Origin of the sequence: uncultured Algibacter sp. (assembly GCF_947495675.1) — a bacterium.
Lineage (GTDB): Bacteria > Bacteroidota > Bacteroidia > Flavobacteriales > Flavobacteriaceae > Algibacter_B.
In genome coordinates this window covers 193,885-215,577 of sequence record NZ_CANLZX010000002.1, presented here as the reverse complement: position 1 = coordinate 215,577, position 21,693 = coordinate 193,885, and the positions used below count along the sequence as shown (strand labels likewise).

Sequence of the window (21,693 nt, the reverse complement as noted above, 5' to 3'; positions counted from 1 at the left end):
AAAATGTATTCAAGCGTAAATATTAGCATTTTATTACTACTCTACTTCAATTTATTTAAAATTCGTGTGGGTTTAATTGAAGGATCTGCATCCGCATCTACGTAGTTTTTCTGCTTTTTAAAACGTGTTTTGCTACTTTTTGCACGCTCTTGTGGAACCCATTTTTTAAGTGCTTTAACAATGTCTTTATATTTCGAATCTGAAATTAAGTTATTCCATTCCATCGGGTCTTTTTCAACATTATACAATTCTTCTGTTCCTTTTAAACTTAGTATATAATGCCATTCATCTTTCAATACAGATGTTCCTGAATTTGAAACTGTTATTCCTGGAAACTCCCATTCTGCATTAGGATTCATTAATAGTTGAGAAAAATCATGGCCGTCGATATTTGCTTTTTCTGGAAGTCCACATAACGACACTAATGTTGGATACACATCAATTAAACTAACGTTCTTATTAGAGCGAAGCGGCTTATCCATTCCTGGTATTTTAACCAATAATGGTGTTTTTACAGCTTCTAACCAAGTGGTGTTTTTAAGGTAGCGTTGTTTTTCCCCTAAATGCCATCCATGATCGCCTAAAATAACAACTATCGTATTATCGGCATGACCACTTTTTTCAAGAGCATCCATAACAATTCCTAAACATGCATCTACATAAGAAATGTTTGCTAAATAGGCTCTTGTCGCTTCTTTTTCTAATCCGTGTTTTTTTATCCATTTGTATTCCCCTGATGGCACATGCTCTGGTTTGCCATTAGGCATCAAAATATCATCCAAATCATCTTCTTTTACAACTGGAGGAACTATTTTATCGACATCATACATATCGAAAAACTCCTTTGGAACAATCCATGGTAAGTGTGGTTTTATAAAACCAACTGCCATAAAGAATGGTTTATCGAAATTTTTTTGTAACTGGTTTCTAGCCCAATCTGCTACTTTATAATCAACCGTTTCTTCAAAATCATCTTTGGTCGGACCCCAACTTAACTTGCTCTTCTTATCTAAAAAATCTGGATTTTTAACTCCTTTAATTATTCCAGCTTTAGACGATGTGTAATATTTTCTATCCACTGGATCTTTTTCATATCTACGTGCACGAGCGTGTTCGTCAAAAGCCCAATGACCAAAATCGGTTCCGAATTCGGCTCCATGTTTATGAAATATTTTTCCATTGGAAAGCGAGTAATATCCGTTTTTAGAAAAGTATTCAGGTAACGTTGCATTTTTCTTTACTATTTCTGAATAAATCATGTTATGTGCATTACCATAAACTCCGGATGTACTTGGTAGAAATCCAGATAATAGTGCCGAACGTGATGGTCCACAAATTGGTGCTGCACAAACTGCGTTATTAAAAACCATAGCTTGGTTGCTAAACTTATCCATGGTTGGAGTAATGGCTTGTGGATTACCACCTAATGGTTCTATCCAATCATTAATGTCATCAATTGCAATGAAAAGTACATTTGGTTTCTCTAATTGCTTGTCAATTTGCTTTATAACTTGTTTTTGTTGAGCACAAGCTGAAGAGCATATAATTATAAAAAACAATATTGAAGTTGACAACCTTCTCATAATATTAGTTCTTAAGCATACTTTTTAATTGATTTCTAAATTTCTGTAGAATCTTGGTGTTAGGTTTTTTTGCTGCTATATTATACCATTCATTTGGATCAGAATTATGATCATACAATTCCTCAAATCCATCGGTATAAACAATATATCTATACTGTTCATTTCTTAATGAATGCATACCTTTTGCTTTAGAAGTTAAAGCAACTTCATTCCATTCAGCTATAGGGTTTTCAACCAATGTTTTGATGCTAACACCGTCTAAATCTTCTTTTTTAGGTAGATTACACAAATCTACTAAAGTTGGATAAACGTCTAATAAAGACACAATTCTTGTACTTGCACCTGCCTCTTTATTTCGTGGATCAAAAATTAGCAAAGGTGTTTTAGCAGCACGTTCCCAAAGTACATTTTTAGACCAATGTTGTTTTTCTCCTAGGTGCCATCCATGATCTCCCATTAAAACAACTATGGTATTATCAGCATAAGTACTGTTTTCAAGTGTATTTAATAAGTTACCAATACAAGCGTCAGCAAACGTAATGTTTGCTAAATAGGCTCTTACAGACTCTTTCCATTGATTTGTATCAATTAATGATTCGTGAACTTTTTTCTTAACCATATTGTTTCCCATTCTTCCAACATCTTCCAAATCATTTTCTTTTACTACGGGTAAATTAATATCTTTTAAATCATACATATCGAAGTATTTTTGTGGCACATACCAAGGTAAATGTGGTTTAAAAATTCCACATGCTGCAAAAAAAGGTTTATCATGCTCTTGATTGATAAAATCTGCAATGTACTGCGAAGATTTCCAGTCATTGTTTTGATGATCTTCAGTATCTGTTCCATACCAATCAAACGATCTTAAAAAAGACCCTTTAATTCCTCGACCTTTTAAATCTAAACCATGCTGATGTCTATCTTTATCATCAGGAAAAACGGTTCCAGCGTTTCCAATTCGTTCTTGTTGAAAAGAACCGGGATCACTTCCATGTTTAGGTTCTTCACTTCCACCTCTTGCATTATGAAATATTTTACCAGCGGCCACTGTACTATAACCATTCTTTTCAAAATATTGAGGTAAGGTAATGGTGTTTTCATACCCTTTCATCTCCCTAAAAATCTCTTTATTTCCGTACACGCCTGTTTTTGAAGGGTTATAACCTGTTAACATACTTGTTCGTGAAGGATTGCATAATGCAGCTGAACAATAGGCATTTTTAAAAATGACACTTTTTTCCGCTATTTTATCAATATTTGGTGTAATAGCTTGTTGGTTGCCTCCAAAGGCACCAACCCAATCGTTCAAATCATCAACCATGATTAATAATACATTTGGCTGTTCTTGCGTAAAGCCTATTAACACATTTAATGATAGTACAATGGAAAGAAAAAGCTTTTTCATGTATATTTTAATTTATTATTAAATCAAAGAAAGTTAATTCCAATTCAAAGTTTGTATTTGATAGTTTTATAAATGTAGTTGTAAATAAAAATGAAAGTTTAATATGCTACATCTATAACTCGAATGGAGCCTGCAGGAACTGTTAACTCTAAGATTTCATCTTTAAGTATCAAATTTTCTTTACTTAAAATATCTATAACCGATTTTGGTTGTATATTTTGAAATATCACTTTTGCTTCTCTTTCTTGTGGATCGATGTAACCTGAATCTACCAAAATTAATCTTGAATGGTTATCATCAATTTTAATTAAACTCCACGATGCACCTTTTACTACTATTGGCAATGCTTTTTCTCCTTTCTTGACAGTTGATTTAATTGTTTCTCCAAATTCAATTGCAGAAACACTTTTTTCTCCATCAAATCCAACTTTTGCATTCGATACACTAAACGGAATATTTTGATTTTTCAATTCAGATTGGGATTCAAAAGGTGCAATAGGAACCATTCCATGTGGCATTTCTGGCATATAGTTTAACCAACGGTATTTTACACCAAGAGCTGCTTTTGAGAAATCATACTCTGGGATGTTAGTTCCTGCCCAATGCATCTGACTATATGAAAAGACTGCATCGTCATCGTTCTCATTATACATTTTTAAATTATGGTGACTATCAACAGAATGAATCAATTCTTCACTTACATTTTTGATTAGATGCCATGAGCCAATAGACTGCATATTTTCTTTTTCTACAATAGGAAGTACTCCAGATTTCATTAAACCAAATAAAACATTAAGTCCTGGGTCTTCTGTAAAACTATTATTAGCAACAACACCATAACGAGCTCCATAAGCAGCCATTATTACGCCTTGTCTTAAATAAGGTGAAATAGAATTTTGTCCACCTGGACTTAAGGGTCTCCAACTTGTTGGGTTGTCGTCTATTAATCGCATCGCAAAATCATCTACATAACCTGCTTTTAACATTCCAACTCTACCAACCAAATTCAGATCTTGGGTTCTATTACTTGTGTCTTCTGATGCCGGAACCAAAATGTCAGTATATTTTCCTGAGAAAAACAGTTCTTTCCAAACTGGTAAATGAGAGGTTGCAGCCCAAAACATATTTTTGTATCTGAAATACAATTTAGCTTTTCCGTTTACCCGCATCGCCTTAGCTAATCGTGGCATGTATTCTCTAATAAAATGAATAACTCTTGGATCTTTGTCGTTTGCCATTTCTGCATACACAAAACCATAGCATGTGTTTGGAGCGACTTCGAGAATTTGTTCCAAAGTTTCAATTTGAATGTAAAAAGGATCATTTCCATGTCCAGCCCAAAATGTAAATGGTTGACCTTCAGCTTCAAATTTTCGAGCCATATTAACAATATCTTCTCTTGTATCTTTATACTTTCCTCGCTTGTCTTTTTTGAGAGCAATCTTTCCAATTTTAGCTACTAAATGTGAACGATCTGTACCTTCTTTTGGTGAGCGTTGAATGACAAATTTAACATCTTGACCTTTTAAATTTTCTACTTTAGAGTTGACAACTTTTGAAGTAATCATTATCCATTCTTTATCAGGTTTTTTCTGATAATCTGGCATTTCAAAATCTAAAATTTGATTGTAAAGTGTGTTGATGTTTTCTTGGACATCTGACATTCTACCTTGCCTTATATGTACAGTTTTAAACCAGTTTTTATCATTTAAATCATAAAAATAAATTGCATTCCCACCATCTACTTCTCCTCCAGCGATTAACTTATTTGTTTTTGGTTCGAAAGCGAAATCACAATAAACCATACTTCCGTATCGTTTACCTGATTTTTCAATTAAATTCCCTTTTGTATCTAACACAAATAAAATACCTCCATGTTGAAACATAATTTCGTTTCTACTTGGTAAAAAAGCTCCTTGTGAATGCGCATAACGTTGCAAATCTTTTCGCGATGCTTGAAACTCTGCAAGTACATTAAAATCACTATCTAAAGCTGTGAATAATGCCCCAAATTTTAAATCGGCAAAAAACAAAACATCATCTTTATTATCTTTATTGATATCTGACACTTGAATATCAGTTACCATTGCTTTACTTATATTTTTAAATCGTTTTTCCCTAAAGCCAACACTTTTAATAACCTCTTTGGTTTCTGCATCTAAAAACCCTAAAAATTCCCAACGGAATTTATCATGTGAATAAGTCATTAAAAACAATGACTGCTTGTTTGCTTCTAGAAAATTACCAGCTTCAATTTTTCTAACTACCCCATCAATTTTTGTTTCTGAAACTAACTGACCTTTACTATCTAATTCGTAAAGTATATAATCATTTCCACCAGCGAAGATTTGAATTTTATTGTTGTTTTTTACAACAGCAACTTCCGAAAATCGCACTTTATGGTTTGATGTGAATGTCCATAATAGTTTTCCTGAACTATCGTAACAATTAATTGTTCCGTTGGCATTGGCTGTTATTAAATCGTCATTACCATCATTATTTATGTCTGATGCTTCAATTTCGAATAATACTGCTGGATTTTCATTTTGATGACTCCAAAGCTTATTTCCTTTTAGGTTATAGCTCGACACGCTTCCATCAAGTTCGCCAATATAAAGAACGCTTTTACCTTTTACTGATGCTGTTACAGTATGCCTGATAGCATTACCTTCTGTTGTAAAATTTTGTGCAGAAGTAGCGAAGGTTATTAGGAATACTATTAAAAAACTAAAATATTTATTCATTGAAATGGGTTTGCTATTATTACTTTCAAAGAGTATTCCAAAAAACTAATTGGTTTTAAATTGATCGTATTCTGGGTTCTTTTTAGCATCTCTAAAAATTGGGCGTTCTATCCAAAAATCATAAGTTGCTTTTAGTTGTTTTGCATCTTCTGGATATTGCCCTTTATCATCTGTTTCTTTAATCCAATTTTCTAAATATTCTCTATGTCCTTTTAAAACATCTGCATAATTAGAATCTTGTGCCAAATTTTTCATTTGATGAGGATCTGCTTTTAAATTATATAACTCTTCAATAGGACGCACTCCAAACCAATGCTCTTCTTGATAAGGTGTTAAGTTTCCTTCTTCAAGAGCTTTTTTCATTCCTTTTACAATTGGTTTGTTATCTCTGTAACCAGCTTGAAGCATTGGTCTTTCTGGAAAATAATTTCTTATATATCTGTAATCTTCAGAAACAACGGTTCTAATTCTATCTATAGTGTAATCACAACGATCTCTGGCACCTACAACATATTTTGGTTCTTTATAGGCCCTAGAAAACAAATCTTGTCCATCTAAATACTCAGGTAATTTCACACCTCCAAATGCTAATGTTGAAGCAGATACATCTAATAATGACACTAAATCATTTCTAACTGTTCCTGATTTTAAAGCTGGATGATTTCCTTTTACCATTAAAGGCACTAACATACCGCCTTCATAACAAAATTGTTTGTGACGTAATGAGGTATTACTTCCATGGTCTGAAAAGAAAAATATAATGGTGTTTTCTAATTCTCCATCTGCTTCTAATTGTTTTAATACTTTTTCTACAGTAACATCAGAACCTCTATTTGCATTATAATGATCTGTCCAAGCCTGACGCTGAGATGGTATATTTGGAAAATAAGGTGGTAATGGTACATCATTTACAGCCAATTTTTCGCCTTCACGTACATATTTTGAATCTTTCTTTCCTCCCATTATTTGAACTTGACCAAACCAAGGTTGATTTTTATTTGGACGTGAACTCCATACATGGTCTGAGACGGTCATATAATCAATAGCAAAATTACCTTGCCAACCGTTCATCCCTGCTTTATAATTTTCTTTGGTTCCAACATCGTAAAGAGCTTTTCTATCGTAATGAAAATTGTAATCATCCTTACCACTATTGAAAGTGAAATAACCAGCTTCTTTCATTAATTCCGGAATTGTTTTAACACCTTCTGGAAATGAAATTTGTAATTCTTCTGGTACAATTTCATCATTTGTAAACCTACTAGATCTGTGATTATGAGTTCCAGTAGTTGTTTGCATGATGCCTGATATAAGTGCAGAACGGCTTGCAGAACACACTGGAGCTGTTGCATAAGCTCTAGTAAAAAGCACACCATCTGATGCTAATTTATCTATTACTGGCGTGTGTCCTTTATTTATAGAATCTCCATAACATCCCATGAATGGTGAAAGGTCTTCAGCTACTATCCAAAGGATATTTGGTTTTTTGGTTTGGGCATCAGTATCACAGGCAACTAGAATAACTCCAAACAATATTATAGCAAAACATTTATACAAATTAGATTTCATCATTGAAGATTTATTAAATTATACATATAGAGCAAAATTAATTTGAATTCTTTAAATTTTGTAGTTAATAGTAAAACACTTGTACTTGTACGTAAAGAGTCTTAAGTTTAGAGGAAGTGTAAATGCTTTATTAAAAAGAGATTGATTAAATGCAATTTTTTTAATTTATAATTATTGATTCAACAACTTATCAATCTTATAGGACATTGCTTCTGTTATATCCGATCTAAAACCAGACTTAAAAAATTTAAAATTCCCGTTTTTATCAATAATAACATTAGTTGGATATAGACTAACTCCAAACTTTGAAGCTAACCATCTTCCATCTTCAACAATGTCATATTTAAAAGGGTGTTTCCTTAAAAACTTTTCTATCTTATATTCTTGATCTAAAGCTACTGCAATAAAAACTACATCATCTTCACTATACTTACTTTTAAGTTTATTTAATTGAGGTATTTCTCTTTTACATGGCGAACATGTTGTAAACCAAAAATTAAAAACTACTATTTTACCTATAATATCTTTGCTTTTAAACTTATTCCCTTTAATGCTTCTCAGTGAATATTTTGGTGCCTCTTCATCAATTTTATCAATTGCTTCTTGCTTGTTTTCATTTCTTAATTCTTTTGATTCCTCAACATATTGTTTTTGTTCATCTGGAGTTCTTATAATAAATCCATTTTGACTATATGTAGATTCAGGAAGCTTGGTATAGTGTATATTTTTTGCCGTTACCGTATAGGTCCCTAAATATTTATCGTTAGCAGAATATTTTAAAAGAAAGCCTTCTGTATTAAAATGCTTCACAAATTTTAACCCAATCTTTTTTGTTGAGTACAATTCTCTCATTTGACCTTTAATTTTGGCTGTTGAGACCAGGCATGGAAAACCAATAATAGTTTCTACTCTTCCTTCTTGAAGAATGGTTTCTTTTTGGGGCTTTTTAAATTTAGACTTAACAGCCTCTTTTTTATTTCCATGTTGCCTGCGATCATATGCCATCTCATTTTCATAATCGAACAATAAAGATGTTTCATAATCAGTTTTATTTGTGAAGGTTTTTTGAAGCAGTTTATCTTTATTAAAAATAACAACTATTTCTCTCTTAAATCTGATAGATTGTTTTTCCTTTTCTGATAAATCTCGATCATATTTAACTTCATATGTAATAATTACATCATCATTTATGTTTTTATAGTTTGGGTATCTCCACTGTGAAAAAACATTAGGAATTATAAATCCGATGCAGAAAATTAAGAAGATAACTTTAAAAGGCTTTTTCATGTATTTTTAATTATTCTGTTATATAAGGTTGATTGAGTTTTAAACCTGGTTCATCATATTTTTCTAATTGCTTAAACAATTCTTCTTGCATCATTTTAGCAATATCTTTGTATTCTTTATTGTAGTAGAAATTAATTAATTCGTCTGGGTCTTTTTCAAGGTCGAATAAATATGGTTTCTCCTTTTTATCTATTACTAATTTATAACGATCGTTTACAGAGGAAACCCACCATCCGCCAGATTTGGCGAAATACGTAATTCTATCACTATTTACTTCTTTTTGATTGTTTGTAAAATCTGTAGACGTATCTAAACCATGAAATTCAACATTTGTTTTCACATCCATTAAACCTAAAATTGTAGGTGTAAAATCTACATTTGTATAAGCCGTATTAATCACCTTTCCTGCTGGTATGGTTCTAGGATATTTAATCACAAAAGGTATTTTTGATGAGGCTTCATAAGGCACGCCTTTGTTTCTTCTATTATGTTCAAAAAACATATCTCCATGGTCTGATGTGAAGACAACAATGGTATTATCGGTAAGATTATTTTCTTCTAAAAACGACAGGATTCTTCCAACACTATCATCTATGTGTTTTACCATTCCGAAATACTGTTTCAAGGCATTTTTTTCGTTTTCAAAAGATTTTTTACCCATTGCTTCATTCTTACCTTTATCTGTTGCCCAAGATGGTTTAATTGCCACATATTCTGGAGCCATTGTTTTTGGTGCTTGAATATCCATATCCTTATACATAGTTCTATAAGGTGGTTTTGCATAATCAGGCGTGTGAGGGTCTGGAATTGATAGCATTAAAGCAAAAGGTTTATTCTTGTCACGCTCTAAAATTTCGAGGGTTTTATCCGTAAAATAATCGGTAACATGAATGATTTCATCTTTTGGTAATTTTTCGGCAGCTTTATCTCCAAGACCAGCAATTACTTTGTCATCTTTAATATGAAAATATGGCGCATGTCCACCTTTCATCATAAAACGGTTATCATCAAAACCAGCTTTATCTTTTACGTTGAATGCATATTTTTCGTGACCAGCTAAATGCCACTTTCCAACATAGGATGTTGCATAACCATTTGCTTTTAAAATTTTTGCAAAAGTTGGAACATCTTCATCCAAGTGTAACCCATTTTTTGGCGCTCCAGTTGCTTGAGGATACAATCCTGTTACCAAAGACGCTCGCGAAGGTGTACACACTGGAGATGAATTATAATAACTTGTAGCTATTGCTCCTTGATTTGCAATGGCATCAATGTTTGGCGTATGCACATTGTTTCCTTTTCCCCAAACAAAAGCCTGCTCTTCAGGCATTAATTTTTGATAACAACTTAATGTCCTAAAGTTATGCTCATCTGTGTGAATGACGATAAGATTTGGTTTATCTCCTTTATTAACAACTTTATTTGTTTCTAAATTCGATTCTTTTTGAGCTTTACAACTTACATTAAACAGTATGCTAATTAATGCAAATGTTATTACAAATTTTACTTTCATATTTATTAATTCTTCTTTTTTATTTTTCAATTATTTCAATAAAATATACTTCGTGTGGCTTTAATGTTGGACTTGAACTTACTTCTATTCCATCTATTAAATCTTTACAAATAATGTTTGATTCTCCCTTTAATTCAATTTTTAAAGTTGCATCGGATTTACCAACATTTACCGCTGAAAGCACATTGTTTCCAGCTTCGTTTTTAACCACTTTCCATATGCAACCTTTGGTTCCTATTGCATTTGTTTCAGAAATTGATACTTCAGATAATAAATTCTTTTCTTTTAAAATAGATAATGCTTTCTCTTTAATTTTAGAAATAGCATTCAACTTTATAATGGTTCCTTTTGATTCTTTTAAACTTGAAACTGATTTTCCGTATTCATTATTCAGTAAACTTTTATCATCAACAATTACGGTTCCACCATTATCTAAATAAACTTGTAACGCATTAACTTCATCATTTGTAACAAAAGGTGTTTTGTAAACAAGCACAACATCCCAATTATTATCGTCTTGCTTTTTTATGATATTTTCTGTTACAAAACCTAAAGGTGTTCCTTCAAAAGTAAGTGCTTCGTACAACTCAAAAAGGTCATCCATATGCTCATTTTTATTGATAGCAGATGTTTTAGAATAGAACAATCTTATAGGTTTTCTTTGTCTCTGCATCGACATTATTTCTTCAGCATTGGAATTTAAATCGATTAAGGTTGTTGCCACTTCGTTAGTAACTCTTGGTTGCTGATTATTTGACCCTGCATATCCTTTATCATTTTTAGCCTTTTTCGAAATTGAACCATCTGCTTCTCTCGGCCAATACCAAATTTGACTTGCTGTCATACCAAATGAATGTGCCAACCAAAACGACGCTCTTGCATACATTGGGTCTAAATATAAATTTCTTGAACGAACGGTTGACAAATAATGCAATTCTGAATTAAAATTGATTTTATTTGGGCTTACAGATTTCATAAAATCAAAACCCATACACAATTCTCTCCACTCGAAAGCATAATGTTTTTCCCACTCATGAGGTTTCCCCCAAATTAAAGTATGGTCTGCGCCAGAATCGTTTCCAATTATGCCACTTAAATCAGTTAAAGCTTCTAAATCAATACCATGCACGCGTTTGTTTTCTGTCCAGAGATTTGGCATAATTTTTATATGCACATTAGCTGCTGGGTCGTGTTTTACTACCTCATTTTTTAAAAAGGTATACCAATCTGTAACTCTATCCATATTAAATGAAGTCCAATCGAACCAGATTGGTTTTCCTTTTAAACTAATGTCTATTGGAATTTCAATTTGCACGTTATCAAAACTTGTAAAATTAGTTTCCCAAGTACTGTTTAAACTTTCAATTGATGTATGCTTGTTTTTAAGCCAAACTTTGAATTTATCAATTGTAAATTGTGAAACGCCTCCAGAAGCCCAAGGCAATTTTTTTCTTTTAGAATCTTTGTAAGTATAAAAATGTGGTTCGTTACATAACATATATCCTAACTGCGTATACTTCTTACCAGCCATTTCTGGAATTACTCCTTCTAATAATTTTTCTTGAATGTATCTTGCCCCAGGATTGTCTATATCGTAAGCTGTATAAGTATCTTCCCTCATACTAAAGTTTGGTCCGAATTTATCTTTCGACCAATTAGGAACCCCTTTATGATTCATAAAAATGAAACCCAACGAACCGTCTGACTTAGTTCTTAATGCATTTATTCTATTAGGATTTATTGAACCATCTTCTTTTATTACATAAGTAGGTGTAATGAAAAACCCATCTTGATTTCCATGATATTCGTTAAGCTCTTTAGTATTTGGTTTCCATGTATAATCAGCTAAAAATACAGGACGATTGTTATATGTTAACTGGTCATTATCAACAGTAACTTTTGTCCAATCTACTTTTGGACTAGGTTTTCTGATTTTTTTTCCAGCTAATACTAACTCCAAATCATTAATTGATTTATCTAACATCAAATTGACATCTTTTCTTTCGAAATCTGCCAATTCCTCAGCTAGTTTTAAGGCTTCGTTCTTAAATGAAGGAACTAGTTTAAACGCTTTTGTGTTTTCTTCTACATTTTTCTCATCCCATTTAGCAAATTTCAAAAATATTTCAGCCGTACGGATTGTTGTCCTTTCTTTTAAAACATCAATACCTTCTTTTTCAGCATTTTTAATTAATTTGCTAAGCAAAGCTATTTTAGCCTTAGCCTTATCTTCTTGATTTTGAGCACTAATTAACGTCGAAAATAATACAACGCAAATAAGAATTAAGGTGTTTTTCATGAGTTAGTCTTTAAAATGTAAGTTTATTGTAAAGCATAAGGTTTTCTTAGCTAACCCCAGCCTTTTATTATTTTTAACTGCTTAAATTATTTTGTTCACATCATTTTAGTAATGTCCATATATTGTCTTTTGTAACAGAAATTAATCAATTCGTTCGGGTCTATTATTGGTCGAATAAATATGGTTTTTTAATTTTTAATTTATAACGGTTATTAACAGCCAAATTATCAATAACAACGTATTTCAAACATTTTTATATTTGGTTCTCCATAAGTGTTTTTAAATTTAACTCGAATTGCTGTTGTATTTATTTCATCAAATTTAACTTTAACTAATCGTGCAAGGTTATTATCAACTTTACCTACTTGTACCCAACTCCCTTTTAATCTAGCTTCTACAATTAAGTTTTTAACCAACTCCTTAGGAATTTCCATAGGCTGTGTTTCATGCTTTTTAGGTTGTTTATGCATGTTTATTTTACGTTGTAGATTCGTATCAAACTTCATTTCAACACTTGTTAAATTTTGAGTTTTCTCCCACTCTAACTGTAGTTCTGCATTCAAGCCATCAGATTTCCAATGGTGTATTTTGTCTACTTCATCACGAGATACACCATCCAATAGGTTTTTCACATCCCCCGATAAAGTTGATGAGGCAAATATTAAACTTGCTTTTTTGGCTTTGTCATTAGCATCGTTTGCTGGACGATTAGGAAAATAAGAATCGTCTCTTAATAATTGTTCTTGCAATTCATTAATATGATTTTGATATAAGTCTCTTGGGTTTACACCTTTTTGTGAACACATAGCGGCAGCAGTTCCTGCTGCTTGTCCCATCATTGAACAAGTTCCTATAATTCTTGTTGAAGACAATGCCATATGTGATACACTCACATTTCTTCCTGCGAATAATAAATTGGAAATATTTTTTGAATATAGACAACGAAACGGAACTTCATATATATTATCAAATCTAGAATGAAAAAAACTAGCTGGTTGGTTTAAATCTTCAATACCACCTGGGTTATGTTCATCTAAACTCCAACCACCAAAGGCTATAGCATCTTCAAAATGACGAAGTCCGAGCATATCATTTTGAGTTAATATAAAATCTCCCATAAAACGACGAGACTCTCTTCTTCCAGGAATTGATCCAATCCAATCTAAAACAACATTATCTGCTTCAGGGTGTTTTCCTGAGTTTTTAATATAATCCCATACACCATAAAAGTAAGCCATTAATTTATGTCTTATTTCATCTCGTTCACCAATTATATCAACATCACTTCCAACTTCTACCCACCAAAAGCCTTCTTTAACTTGCTTAATTTTTCTATGCCCCGTAGTCTCAGCTTTTTCTCCGTCAAACGGAATAGCGTATTCTGGTGGATAAAAAGGTACGGGTTTACCCATGTCTTTGGTTATCATCATAATGCAGTCACCCATTACCCAACCATCTGGTTCGTCTGGTGCAAATGACTCATTAAATTCTGCTTTACCCTCACGCCCCATTCTAAACTCTGCTCCTGCACTAGCTGCAATCAATCCATCACCAGAACAATCAACAAACATATCTGCATTTAAAGTAAACAAAGTTTCTGTGGTGGTTTGCCAACAAACAACATTCTTAATAGTATTACCATCCATTGCAACGTCCATTGCCGACGTATTTAATAACAGCGTTAAATTCTTTTCTCTTACCACAAAATTATATAAAACATGATCCCAAACATGATAAGATGCCTGTGGATTGTAATACCAGTTTTCTATAAGTGTTTCTTCAATAATTCCGGTTTCTCTTTCAATTTTATGTTTGTTCTTCAATCCTTGAACACCATTTACAGTAACTCGCATTTCGCTAGAGGCATTTCCTCCTAAAACAGGCCGATCTTGAACTAAAATTACTTTAGAACCATTTCTAGCTGCCGAAACAGCAGCCGAAATACCTGCCATACCTGCACCTATAACAACTACATCAACATTTAAAGTCTTTCTTCTCTTAGGGTCTGTTTTTCTATCACCATCAGGTTGGTTAAAATGAATTAACTTGCTTTCGCCTGTTTCTAAATTTTGGGCAGCAATACTTCCCGTTAAAGGCAACAAACTTGCTGCTAAAGCCCCTTTAGCTCCTGTTTTAAAAAAATTTCTACGTTTCATATTTACCTAAATTAGATGCTGATTCACTTATTTAATTTTAAATTTTTATTAAAGACCTTTATGGCTTACCATTAGCTTCCTCAAAATAAGGTATAAACTTTTCAATTAACTCAGGGTGCTGACTTGCAATATTGTTAGTTTCTCCAACATCTTTATCTAAATCATAAAGCTCGTAATATGGTTCTTCATTATTAGGAGTTATTCTGAAAGCTTTCCAATTGTCTACTCGTAAAGCTTCATAATAAGGGTTTTTACCTCTTTGCCATTCCCAGAATAAATAATCATGCCTGATTTGCTGAGATTTATTACCTAAAATTGTTGGTAATAAGCTGATGCCGTTTACATTTTTGGGAGTACTAACACCTGCTAAATCACAAACCGTTGGCAAAAAGTCCCAAAAGGCACTTGGTAAATCAGATTCGATTCCTGCTTGAACCGTTCCTTTCCACTTAACAACAAACGGAATACGAATACCGCCCTCATAAATATCTCTCTTTTTACCCCTTAAACCACCTGAACTATCAAAAAAAGGTATGTCTTGACCACCTTCGTCTGAAGGACCGTTATCACTTGAAAACATTATAATTGTATTTTCGGCTATTCCCAATTCTTCTAATAAATCTAGAATTTTTCCAATGTTTTCATCCATTTTTGAAATCATGGCAGCATAAGTGACATTTGGCTCTTTTTGAGCGCAATAGCCCCCAACATACTGGCTGCCGTAACCCGCATCATCTTTTTTTCCACCTCCACCTTCGGCTTTGGGTGTTTCTGGCCAGTTTAAACCTCTATACTGTTTTTTAGCCTCTTCTTGTATTGTCAATTCTGCATGAGGAATAGCAAAAGGTAAATACAAGAAAAATGGTTCATATTTGTTATCATTTATAAACTGTAATGCTTCTTTTGCAAATTCATCATGACTATAGGTTCCTTTTCCTTCTATATAATTTCCTTTATCATCGCGAATATTAATATTTTCAGGATACTCAACCTTTAAATGATTTCTAAATAAATATTCGGGATAGTAGAAATGAGCAAACCCTTGATTTTCAAATCCAAAATAATGATCAAATCCTTGTTGGTTGGGACTATTAGCAGCTGTAGCTCCTTCAGATAATCCCCATTTCCCAATTATTCCTGTTCTATAACCGGCTGGTTTAATCAATTCTGCTACAGTAACATCGTCTGGGTTCATTAATTGACCATTTCTTGTAACTGATGCATTACCCATATGCATTCCTGTCATTAGGGAACACCTTGATGGGGAACAAACTGTTTGTCCTGAATAGTGATTAGTGAATTTTATACCTTCACTAGCCATTTTATCAATATTGGGGGTTTTTATTTTTTTTTGTCCATAAACACCAACATCTCCATACCCCATATCATCTGCTAGAATGTAAATAATATTTGGTTTTGCCTCTATTTTCGTTTGAGTTTTAGCCTCAGATCTTTTTTGGGCGCAGCTTACCAGGCAAAAAAAGGATATTAAAAGAATCGAAATTACATGATTTATTTGCTTCATTTTTACAATTTTTATTCTTCCCAGTTATCTGTTCTAAAAGATGACGCAGGTAAACCAGCTGTGTTAAATAATGAGCCATTTACCCACGCGTTCCATCCATATCTTACTGCAATAGGATTTTGAACCTTTGTACTCCAAACAACTAATTTCCCATTTTTTAAAATATCTGCTTCTGCTTTATGAAATATTTTATCTCCACCAGATACTTCAAAATCAGTTAATTCTTTTCCCATACTAGTCAATCCATTTGGGGCGAAATCAAATTCAAGCGATATTTTATTTCCATTTACATTCATCGATTTATATATTGGACCACTATACTCAACAGCATCAAAACCATAATTTTTTGCTAATGCCCAAAGCGCTAAGCGTTCTCCAACTTTTTGTTTTTCTGCGGGGTGGATACATTCTTTTTCTCCAATATCCAAAGTTACTGCCATTCCTGTATTTGGAACCGCAAACATTGTTTTTAGTTGTTTCTCTCTTAAAAAAGCCTGATTATCTCCTCCCCAACCTAATGGTGCGATTTGAACATAATAAAAAGGGAAATCTCCTTGTCCCCAAGTTGCTCTCCAGCTTTTAATCATTGATGAAAACAATTCTGTGTAATTTTCATGATAGGTTTTATTAGCTTCTCCTTGATACCAGATTACACCTTTAAATGTAAACGGCTTTAATGGATGAATCATTCCATTATATAATACTGAAGGATTCTTTTGAGGTTTTGTATTATCTTTATTCCAACCCTTAAAGTTCTTGAATTCAGATGCTATTATTTCATTTGGAGTCCAAGCTTCTGCTGGTGTTCCACCCCAACTACTGGTAATAAGTCCAATAGGAACATTTAATTGCTCTTGAAGCATTTTTCCATAAAAATAGGCAGTTGCACTAAATTCTTTGACCGTAGCAGGTTCTGCGAGTTCCCATTGGCCTTCACAAGAATCTATAGGCTTTTGAGACATATTTCTTCCAACTTTAAATAAACGGATTTGAGAATTCTCACTATTAAGAATTGCTAAATTACTTCCGTTAATTGGCTGTCCCTTATTCCCTTTTACTGGCATCTCCATGTTCGATTGCCCTGAACAAAGCCAAACTTCTCCAACTAAAATATCGGACAAAACAATTTCATTCTTCCCTTTTATAATTAGGTTATAAGGTCCTCCAGCGTCAGATTCATCTAAAAATAATTTCCAAAAACCATTTTTAACATTTGTTGAATATGTTTTGTCCCTAAATGTTACGTCTACTGTTTTTTCAGAAGTTGCTTTTCCAAATACTGCTATTGGTTGATTCCTTTGCAATACCATATGGTCTTGAAATAGGCTATTTGGTGTAACTTGGGCAGAAACAAATTGAAGGGATAAAAATGCTATTGTAAAATATAGTTTTTTCATTTTAATCCTTTTGTAGTTTCATTAACGCCTTTGCAAATGCTATGCCTAAACGTTTTTGCCCTTCTGTGTTGTAATGCACATTGTCTGTATGTTTAGGATAATCACTCCATGAAGTATCAGTAGCCGTTTTAATAACTGCTACATTTTTATCTGAATTAGCAACATTTACCATAGATGCCCTAACCATATCAGGCCCACCATCAAAATTCCCATATCTTGAATTAATTTGTCCAACTACAAAAGGCATTTCTTCCACTTTAAATTCAGTTCTATAACTGAAGATTAGTTTTTTTAAGAGCACTTCATAGGATCTCGCACTCACTTCTCGAGCAGCATCATTTTCACCTTGCATCCAAGTCATTCCAATTATTTCGAAATTTTTCCCTTGGTTTTTTAATTGCTCTAAATTTTCTTTTATATCGGCAATATGCATGTCATAAAGCTTTATATTTTGCTTTATAGGTTTTTCAACAGCTTTAGCTTTTTCTGCTGTCCAATCTGGATTCCATGCACCATAAAGAGCAGTTCCTCCTTGTGACCTTTTAATAAGCAAATAGTGATTGGTTGGATTGGCTTCAGCTAATGTTAAACCAATAAAAACTTCTGGCCCAAAGCGTTTTAAAAAGTTGTATTTTTCTGTTGGTTTATTATCGAAGTATGAAAGTGGTTTTGCTGGTTTTCCATTAAAACTCAAGGAAACTCGTTCTGAAACTTTTTCAATTCTTTTGATTTCTGAAATTGATAATTCATCAAAATTTCCAGCTCCAGCCATATTTGATTGTCCTCCTAAAAAAACAACTTGAATAGGGTTTTGTGCTTTACCATTGCAACTAAACAGCATCAATATAGAAAAAAGAATAAGTACAGATTTTACCTTTCTCATCCTTATAAATTTTTAAACCCTTTATTGTTCTTAACTTTTAATGTTTTGTTTGAGCTATCATCTGCTTTTAATGATTTGTCACAATTTCCATCATAAGTATTATCGCTAATTTCTACGCCATTACAATTAATCAAATCGAACATAAAAGCATCAGGAAATTGAGGCTTCTCTGTTGTAGTCTGCTTTATAGTATTGCCTTTTATAATCAATCCATCTACTCTATCTGCCCAAACAATTCTGTTATCAAACGTCTCAATTGTATTGTTAATAAATTGAATGTTTCTATCGTAAGTAATTGTATTGTCAAATGTTTTAGCGAGTCTTGGTGACACCTTTAAAACAGCATGTTCTGAACCTCCATAGGCACAATGCACAAAACGATTATTACGAATAACAACATCTTCTACATTTCCAGATTCATACCAGAAAAACGTTTCTCCTCTTAACATAATTGAAGACATCATAGATGATAAATCATTGTCTTCAATAATTATCTTTTTTGGTGTTTTAATGATAATATTTCTTGCCCTGTGGTCTCGAATAGTATTTCCTCGCATTGTAAAGGTTGGATTCCAAGTCTTGTTTTCCAGTATATCTCCTTCTTTTAAATCTGATGGTAATTCATTCTCTAAAGTTAACTCTGTGAAAACATCATTTATCACATGAACTCCAGCGACTTTGTTTTCTCCAGCTCTTTGTGGATTTGGGTTTTTAATAATCCAAACTTCATCTCCTGCTTCGGCAAATTCAAATCCTAATTGCTGAAAATGTCTCAAGGCAACTCTAACGGTTTTACTGTCAATAATTTTATCAACTTGAACATAAGTTCCATGTACATTAGTTCCATCATCATACATGCCTTCTAAACGACAATTTTCAATTAAAACATCCCCTTTACAGTTGGCAAAATGGGTAGCATCTGCTATAATAGAAATCACCCTATCGGACCCTTCGCGAATGTAGATTCCGCTATTAACAATTTTAATATCTTCAGATCGTTCAAATAAGAACCCCATTCCTAAAGCATGATGAATAACCACTTTGTCAAAGATTATATTTTTTGAGTTTCTAACTAAGAATGCAGGTGCATAACGGTTATTTTTTTTATCTCCTTTAGATTGTAAGACACTTCCAACTCTTGGGAATTTCTTCATGTTATTATCATGAAAACGTAAATTTCCGTTTGGTAATTTTTCGACATAATTGGGAATTAAATTTTGATCCCAAGCGCCATAATCTACAGCCTTAGTTTCTTTGTTATGAGATAAAGAGCTTCCTAAAGATGTAAAATTAAAATGATTGATTCCAGGGAATTCAATTTGTCCTTTTCTTAATTTCCAAGAAAATCCCTTTGTATAAGGTTTTAAATCGTAATACTGCTCTACTTCGTTTACAGCCATAACATCTCCTTGAAAAGAAAATGGAATATCCCAATCTAAAGTTAGATTTCGTACATCAATTTTATTACATCCTTCAAACACAAAAGGTGCTGTTTGGCCATTAAAAATGAACTCAGAACCATTTCCTTCAATTTCTACAGAATTGAAACCTTCAAAATTGAAAATGATTTTTTTAAATCCGTTACCATGATTGGTTACATGTAAGTATTTACCTGTAGCGTAATGAGTCTCGAAATTGTAAACTCCTTTTTCGAAAACCAACTTAATGTCTTTTTCTTTTGCCGATTCTATTGCATTTCGTATTACGGAAGTCATATCGCCTTCTGTATGTTTAATTTCTATAACTTCTGTTGCTTTTGTATTGCAGGAAAAAAATATAGTTAGTATTAAAAATAGTCCGGACACTTTTCTTTTGAAATTGTTCATAATCATTATGTTATAAGTTTACTCCTGTTCCTTGTAAAGATGCATCATGACTCCACATAATCATCCAAGGATCTTTGGTTTTGGTTTGAAAATCTTTCATTTTAGATTTCATGTTTTCTAAAACATTTTTGAAATCTTCTTGAATAGCCAAATTGTTTAATTCATTTGGGTCCTTTAATAAATCATACAATTCGAATTCTGGTCTGAATAAATAATCCTGAACTTTTTTAGGTCCGAAATATTCTTCTTTCGCTCTATAAATTCCTTGCCAAGTGGATGCAGCCCAAAGGTCTGATGCAAAAGGATATTCTAATTGATAAGCGATGTTCCAAATGAGTTTATAATTATCACTTCTTACGACACGCATTGGATAATACATGGTGATTTCGTGAAAGGTATGAGATGCATAAATTTCGTTCCAGCCTTCTGGGTCTTCTCGATCGATAATACCTTCAAAGGATTTACCGTGAAATTCATCTTCTTTATAATCAACTTTTGCCATATCCAAAATGGTTGGTGTTAAATCAACCCAAGAAATCATCGCATTATTAGTTACTCCTTTCGAATTATTTGTTGGATCTTTAATAATACATGGTAATTTAATCCCTGGTTCGTGAACGGTTGTCTTTGCACCAGGAAAAGCCATTCCGTTATCAGAAATATAGAATACAATTGTGTTATCTGCTTTACCAGTTTCCTGAAGCATCTTCATCAATTTACCGAAACCTTGATCTATTCTTGAAATACTTTGATAGTATTGAGCTATTTCTTCTCGACTTTGCTTGGTATCTGGTAAAAAATCTGGAACTAAAACATCTTCTGGATTATAGGATATAGTTTCAACATCTTTGTAACCTTCTTTCTTGTTTCCAAAACTATTTGGTGTGTCCCAAGGGTCTGGCTCGAACGGATGTCCACGATGCGGATCGTCTGTACAGAAATATAAAAAGAATGGTTTATCTGATTTAAGTACATCATTACATTTCTCTGCCATTTCTACCGTATTTCTAGGATCTGCCTCTAAAACGGTATTAAAATGATATACTTTTTCTGGAGCTACATGATATTTACCGATTCTTGCTGTTTCATAACCTGCTTTTTCTAATAATACCGGTAGAGTTTTAACCTCATCGTAAGTACTAAAATGATGGTAATCGTGCACATGTCCGTAAGAACCTGTTGCATGACCAAATTGCCCTGAAAGTATTACAGACCTACTGGCTGCGCAACTTGCACTTGTACAATATGCGTTTGTAAACATGGTTCCTTCTGCAGCTAATTTATCAAGATTTGGCGTTTTAATAATAGGATTCCCATAAGCACCTAAAGCGTCTAATCCATGATCGTCAGACACAAAGAGAATGATGTTTGGTTTATCGTTTTCTATTTGTGCTTCTTCTTTTGGTTTTTCAATGCAACTAACCATTGTAAATGCTAACCCAATCAATAAGGTTTTTAGACTAATTTCTATCATTTGTCTCAGAATTAAATCACTTTTTATTA

The 21,693-nt window shown here is 32.9% G+C and carries 13 protein-coding genes; all 13 read right to left on the bottom strand.

All coding sequences use genetic code 11. From position 1 onward, the window contains the following. Positions 1-41: 41 nt before the first annotated feature. On the bottom strand, positions 42-1,583 hold the full coding sequence (locus tag Q0842_RS02485) for a sulfatase-like hydrolase/transferase (RefSeq protein ID WP_298493972.1): 1,542 nt from the start codon (positions 1,581-1,583) through the stop codon (positions 42-44). A 4-nt stretch (positions 1,584-1,587) separates the two neighbouring features. Then, positions 1,588-2,991, bottom strand: a complete 1,404-nt coding sequence (locus Q0842_RS02480; RefSeq protein ID WP_298493970.1) for a sulfatase — start codon at positions 2,989-2,991, stop codon at positions 1,588-1,590. 98 nt (positions 2,992-3,089) lie between these two features. After that, positions 3,090-5,735: a hypothetical protein gene (locus tag Q0842_RS02475; RefSeq protein ID WP_298493967.1), complete on the bottom strand. Its 2,646-nt coding sequence runs from the start codon at positions 5,733-5,735 to the stop codon at positions 3,090-3,092. A 45-nt stretch (positions 5,736-5,780) separates the two neighbouring features. After that, positions 5,781-7,307: a sulfatase gene (locus Q0842_RS02470; protein WP_298493965.1), complete on the bottom strand. Its 1,527-nt coding sequence runs from the start codon at positions 7,305-7,307 to the stop codon at positions 5,781-5,783. 168 nt (positions 7,308-7,475) lie between these two features. Continuing rightward, entirely contained in the window at positions 7,476-8,591 is a 1,116-nt protein-coding gene (locus Q0842_RS02465) for a TlpA disulfide reductase family protein (protein WP_298493963.1), read from the bottom strand. Positions 8,592-8,601: 10 nt separating this feature from the next. Further along, positions 8,602-10,104, bottom strand: a complete 1,503-nt coding sequence (locus Q0842_RS02460; RefSeq protein WP_298493961.1) for a sulfatase — start codon at positions 10,102-10,104, stop codon at positions 8,602-8,604. A 19-nt stretch (positions 10,105-10,123) separates the two neighbouring features. Then, positions 10,124-12,403: an alpha-amylase family protein gene (locus tag Q0842_RS02455; RefSeq protein ID WP_298493959.1), complete on the bottom strand. Its 2,280-nt coding sequence runs from the start codon at positions 12,401-12,403 to the stop codon at positions 10,124-10,126. A gap of 227 nt (positions 12,404-12,630) precedes the next feature. Next, entirely contained in the window at positions 12,631-14,559 is a 1,929-nt protein-coding gene (locus tag Q0842_RS02450) for an FAD-dependent oxidoreductase (protein ID WP_298493957.1), read from the bottom strand. Between the two features lie 58 nt (positions 14,560-14,617). Then, positions 14,618-16,084: an arylsulfatase gene (locus Q0842_RS02445; protein ID WP_298493955.1), complete on the bottom strand. Its 1,467-nt coding sequence runs from the start codon at positions 16,082-16,084 to the stop codon at positions 14,618-14,620. Between the two features lie 11 nt (positions 16,085-16,095). Continuing rightward, on the bottom strand, positions 16,096-17,481 hold the full coding sequence (locus Q0842_RS02440; RefSeq protein WP_298493953.1) for a sialate O-acetylesterase: 1,386 nt from the start codon (positions 17,479-17,481) through the stop codon (positions 16,096-16,098). 1 nt (position 17,482) lies between these two features. Next, positions 17,483-18,364 carry a sialate O-acetylesterase gene (locus Q0842_RS02435; RefSeq protein WP_298493951.1) on the bottom strand — a complete coding sequence of 294 codons (882 nt, stop codon included), beginning with the start codon at positions 18,362-18,364 and terminating at the stop codon, positions 17,483-17,485. A gap of 2 nt (positions 18,365-18,366) precedes the next feature. Continuing rightward, complete coding sequence (locus tag Q0842_RS02430) at positions 18,367-20,190, bottom strand: right-handed parallel beta-helix repeat-containing protein (protein ID WP_298493949.1); 1,824 nt, start codon at positions 20,188-20,190, stop codon at positions 18,367-18,369. 10 nt (positions 20,191-20,200) lie between these two features. Beyond that, a complete protein-coding gene (locus Q0842_RS02425; RefSeq protein WP_298493947.1) occupies positions 20,201-21,664 on the bottom strand; it encodes a sulfatase in 1,464 nt (487 codons plus the stop codon). Positions 21,665-21,693 lie beyond the last annotated feature (29 nt).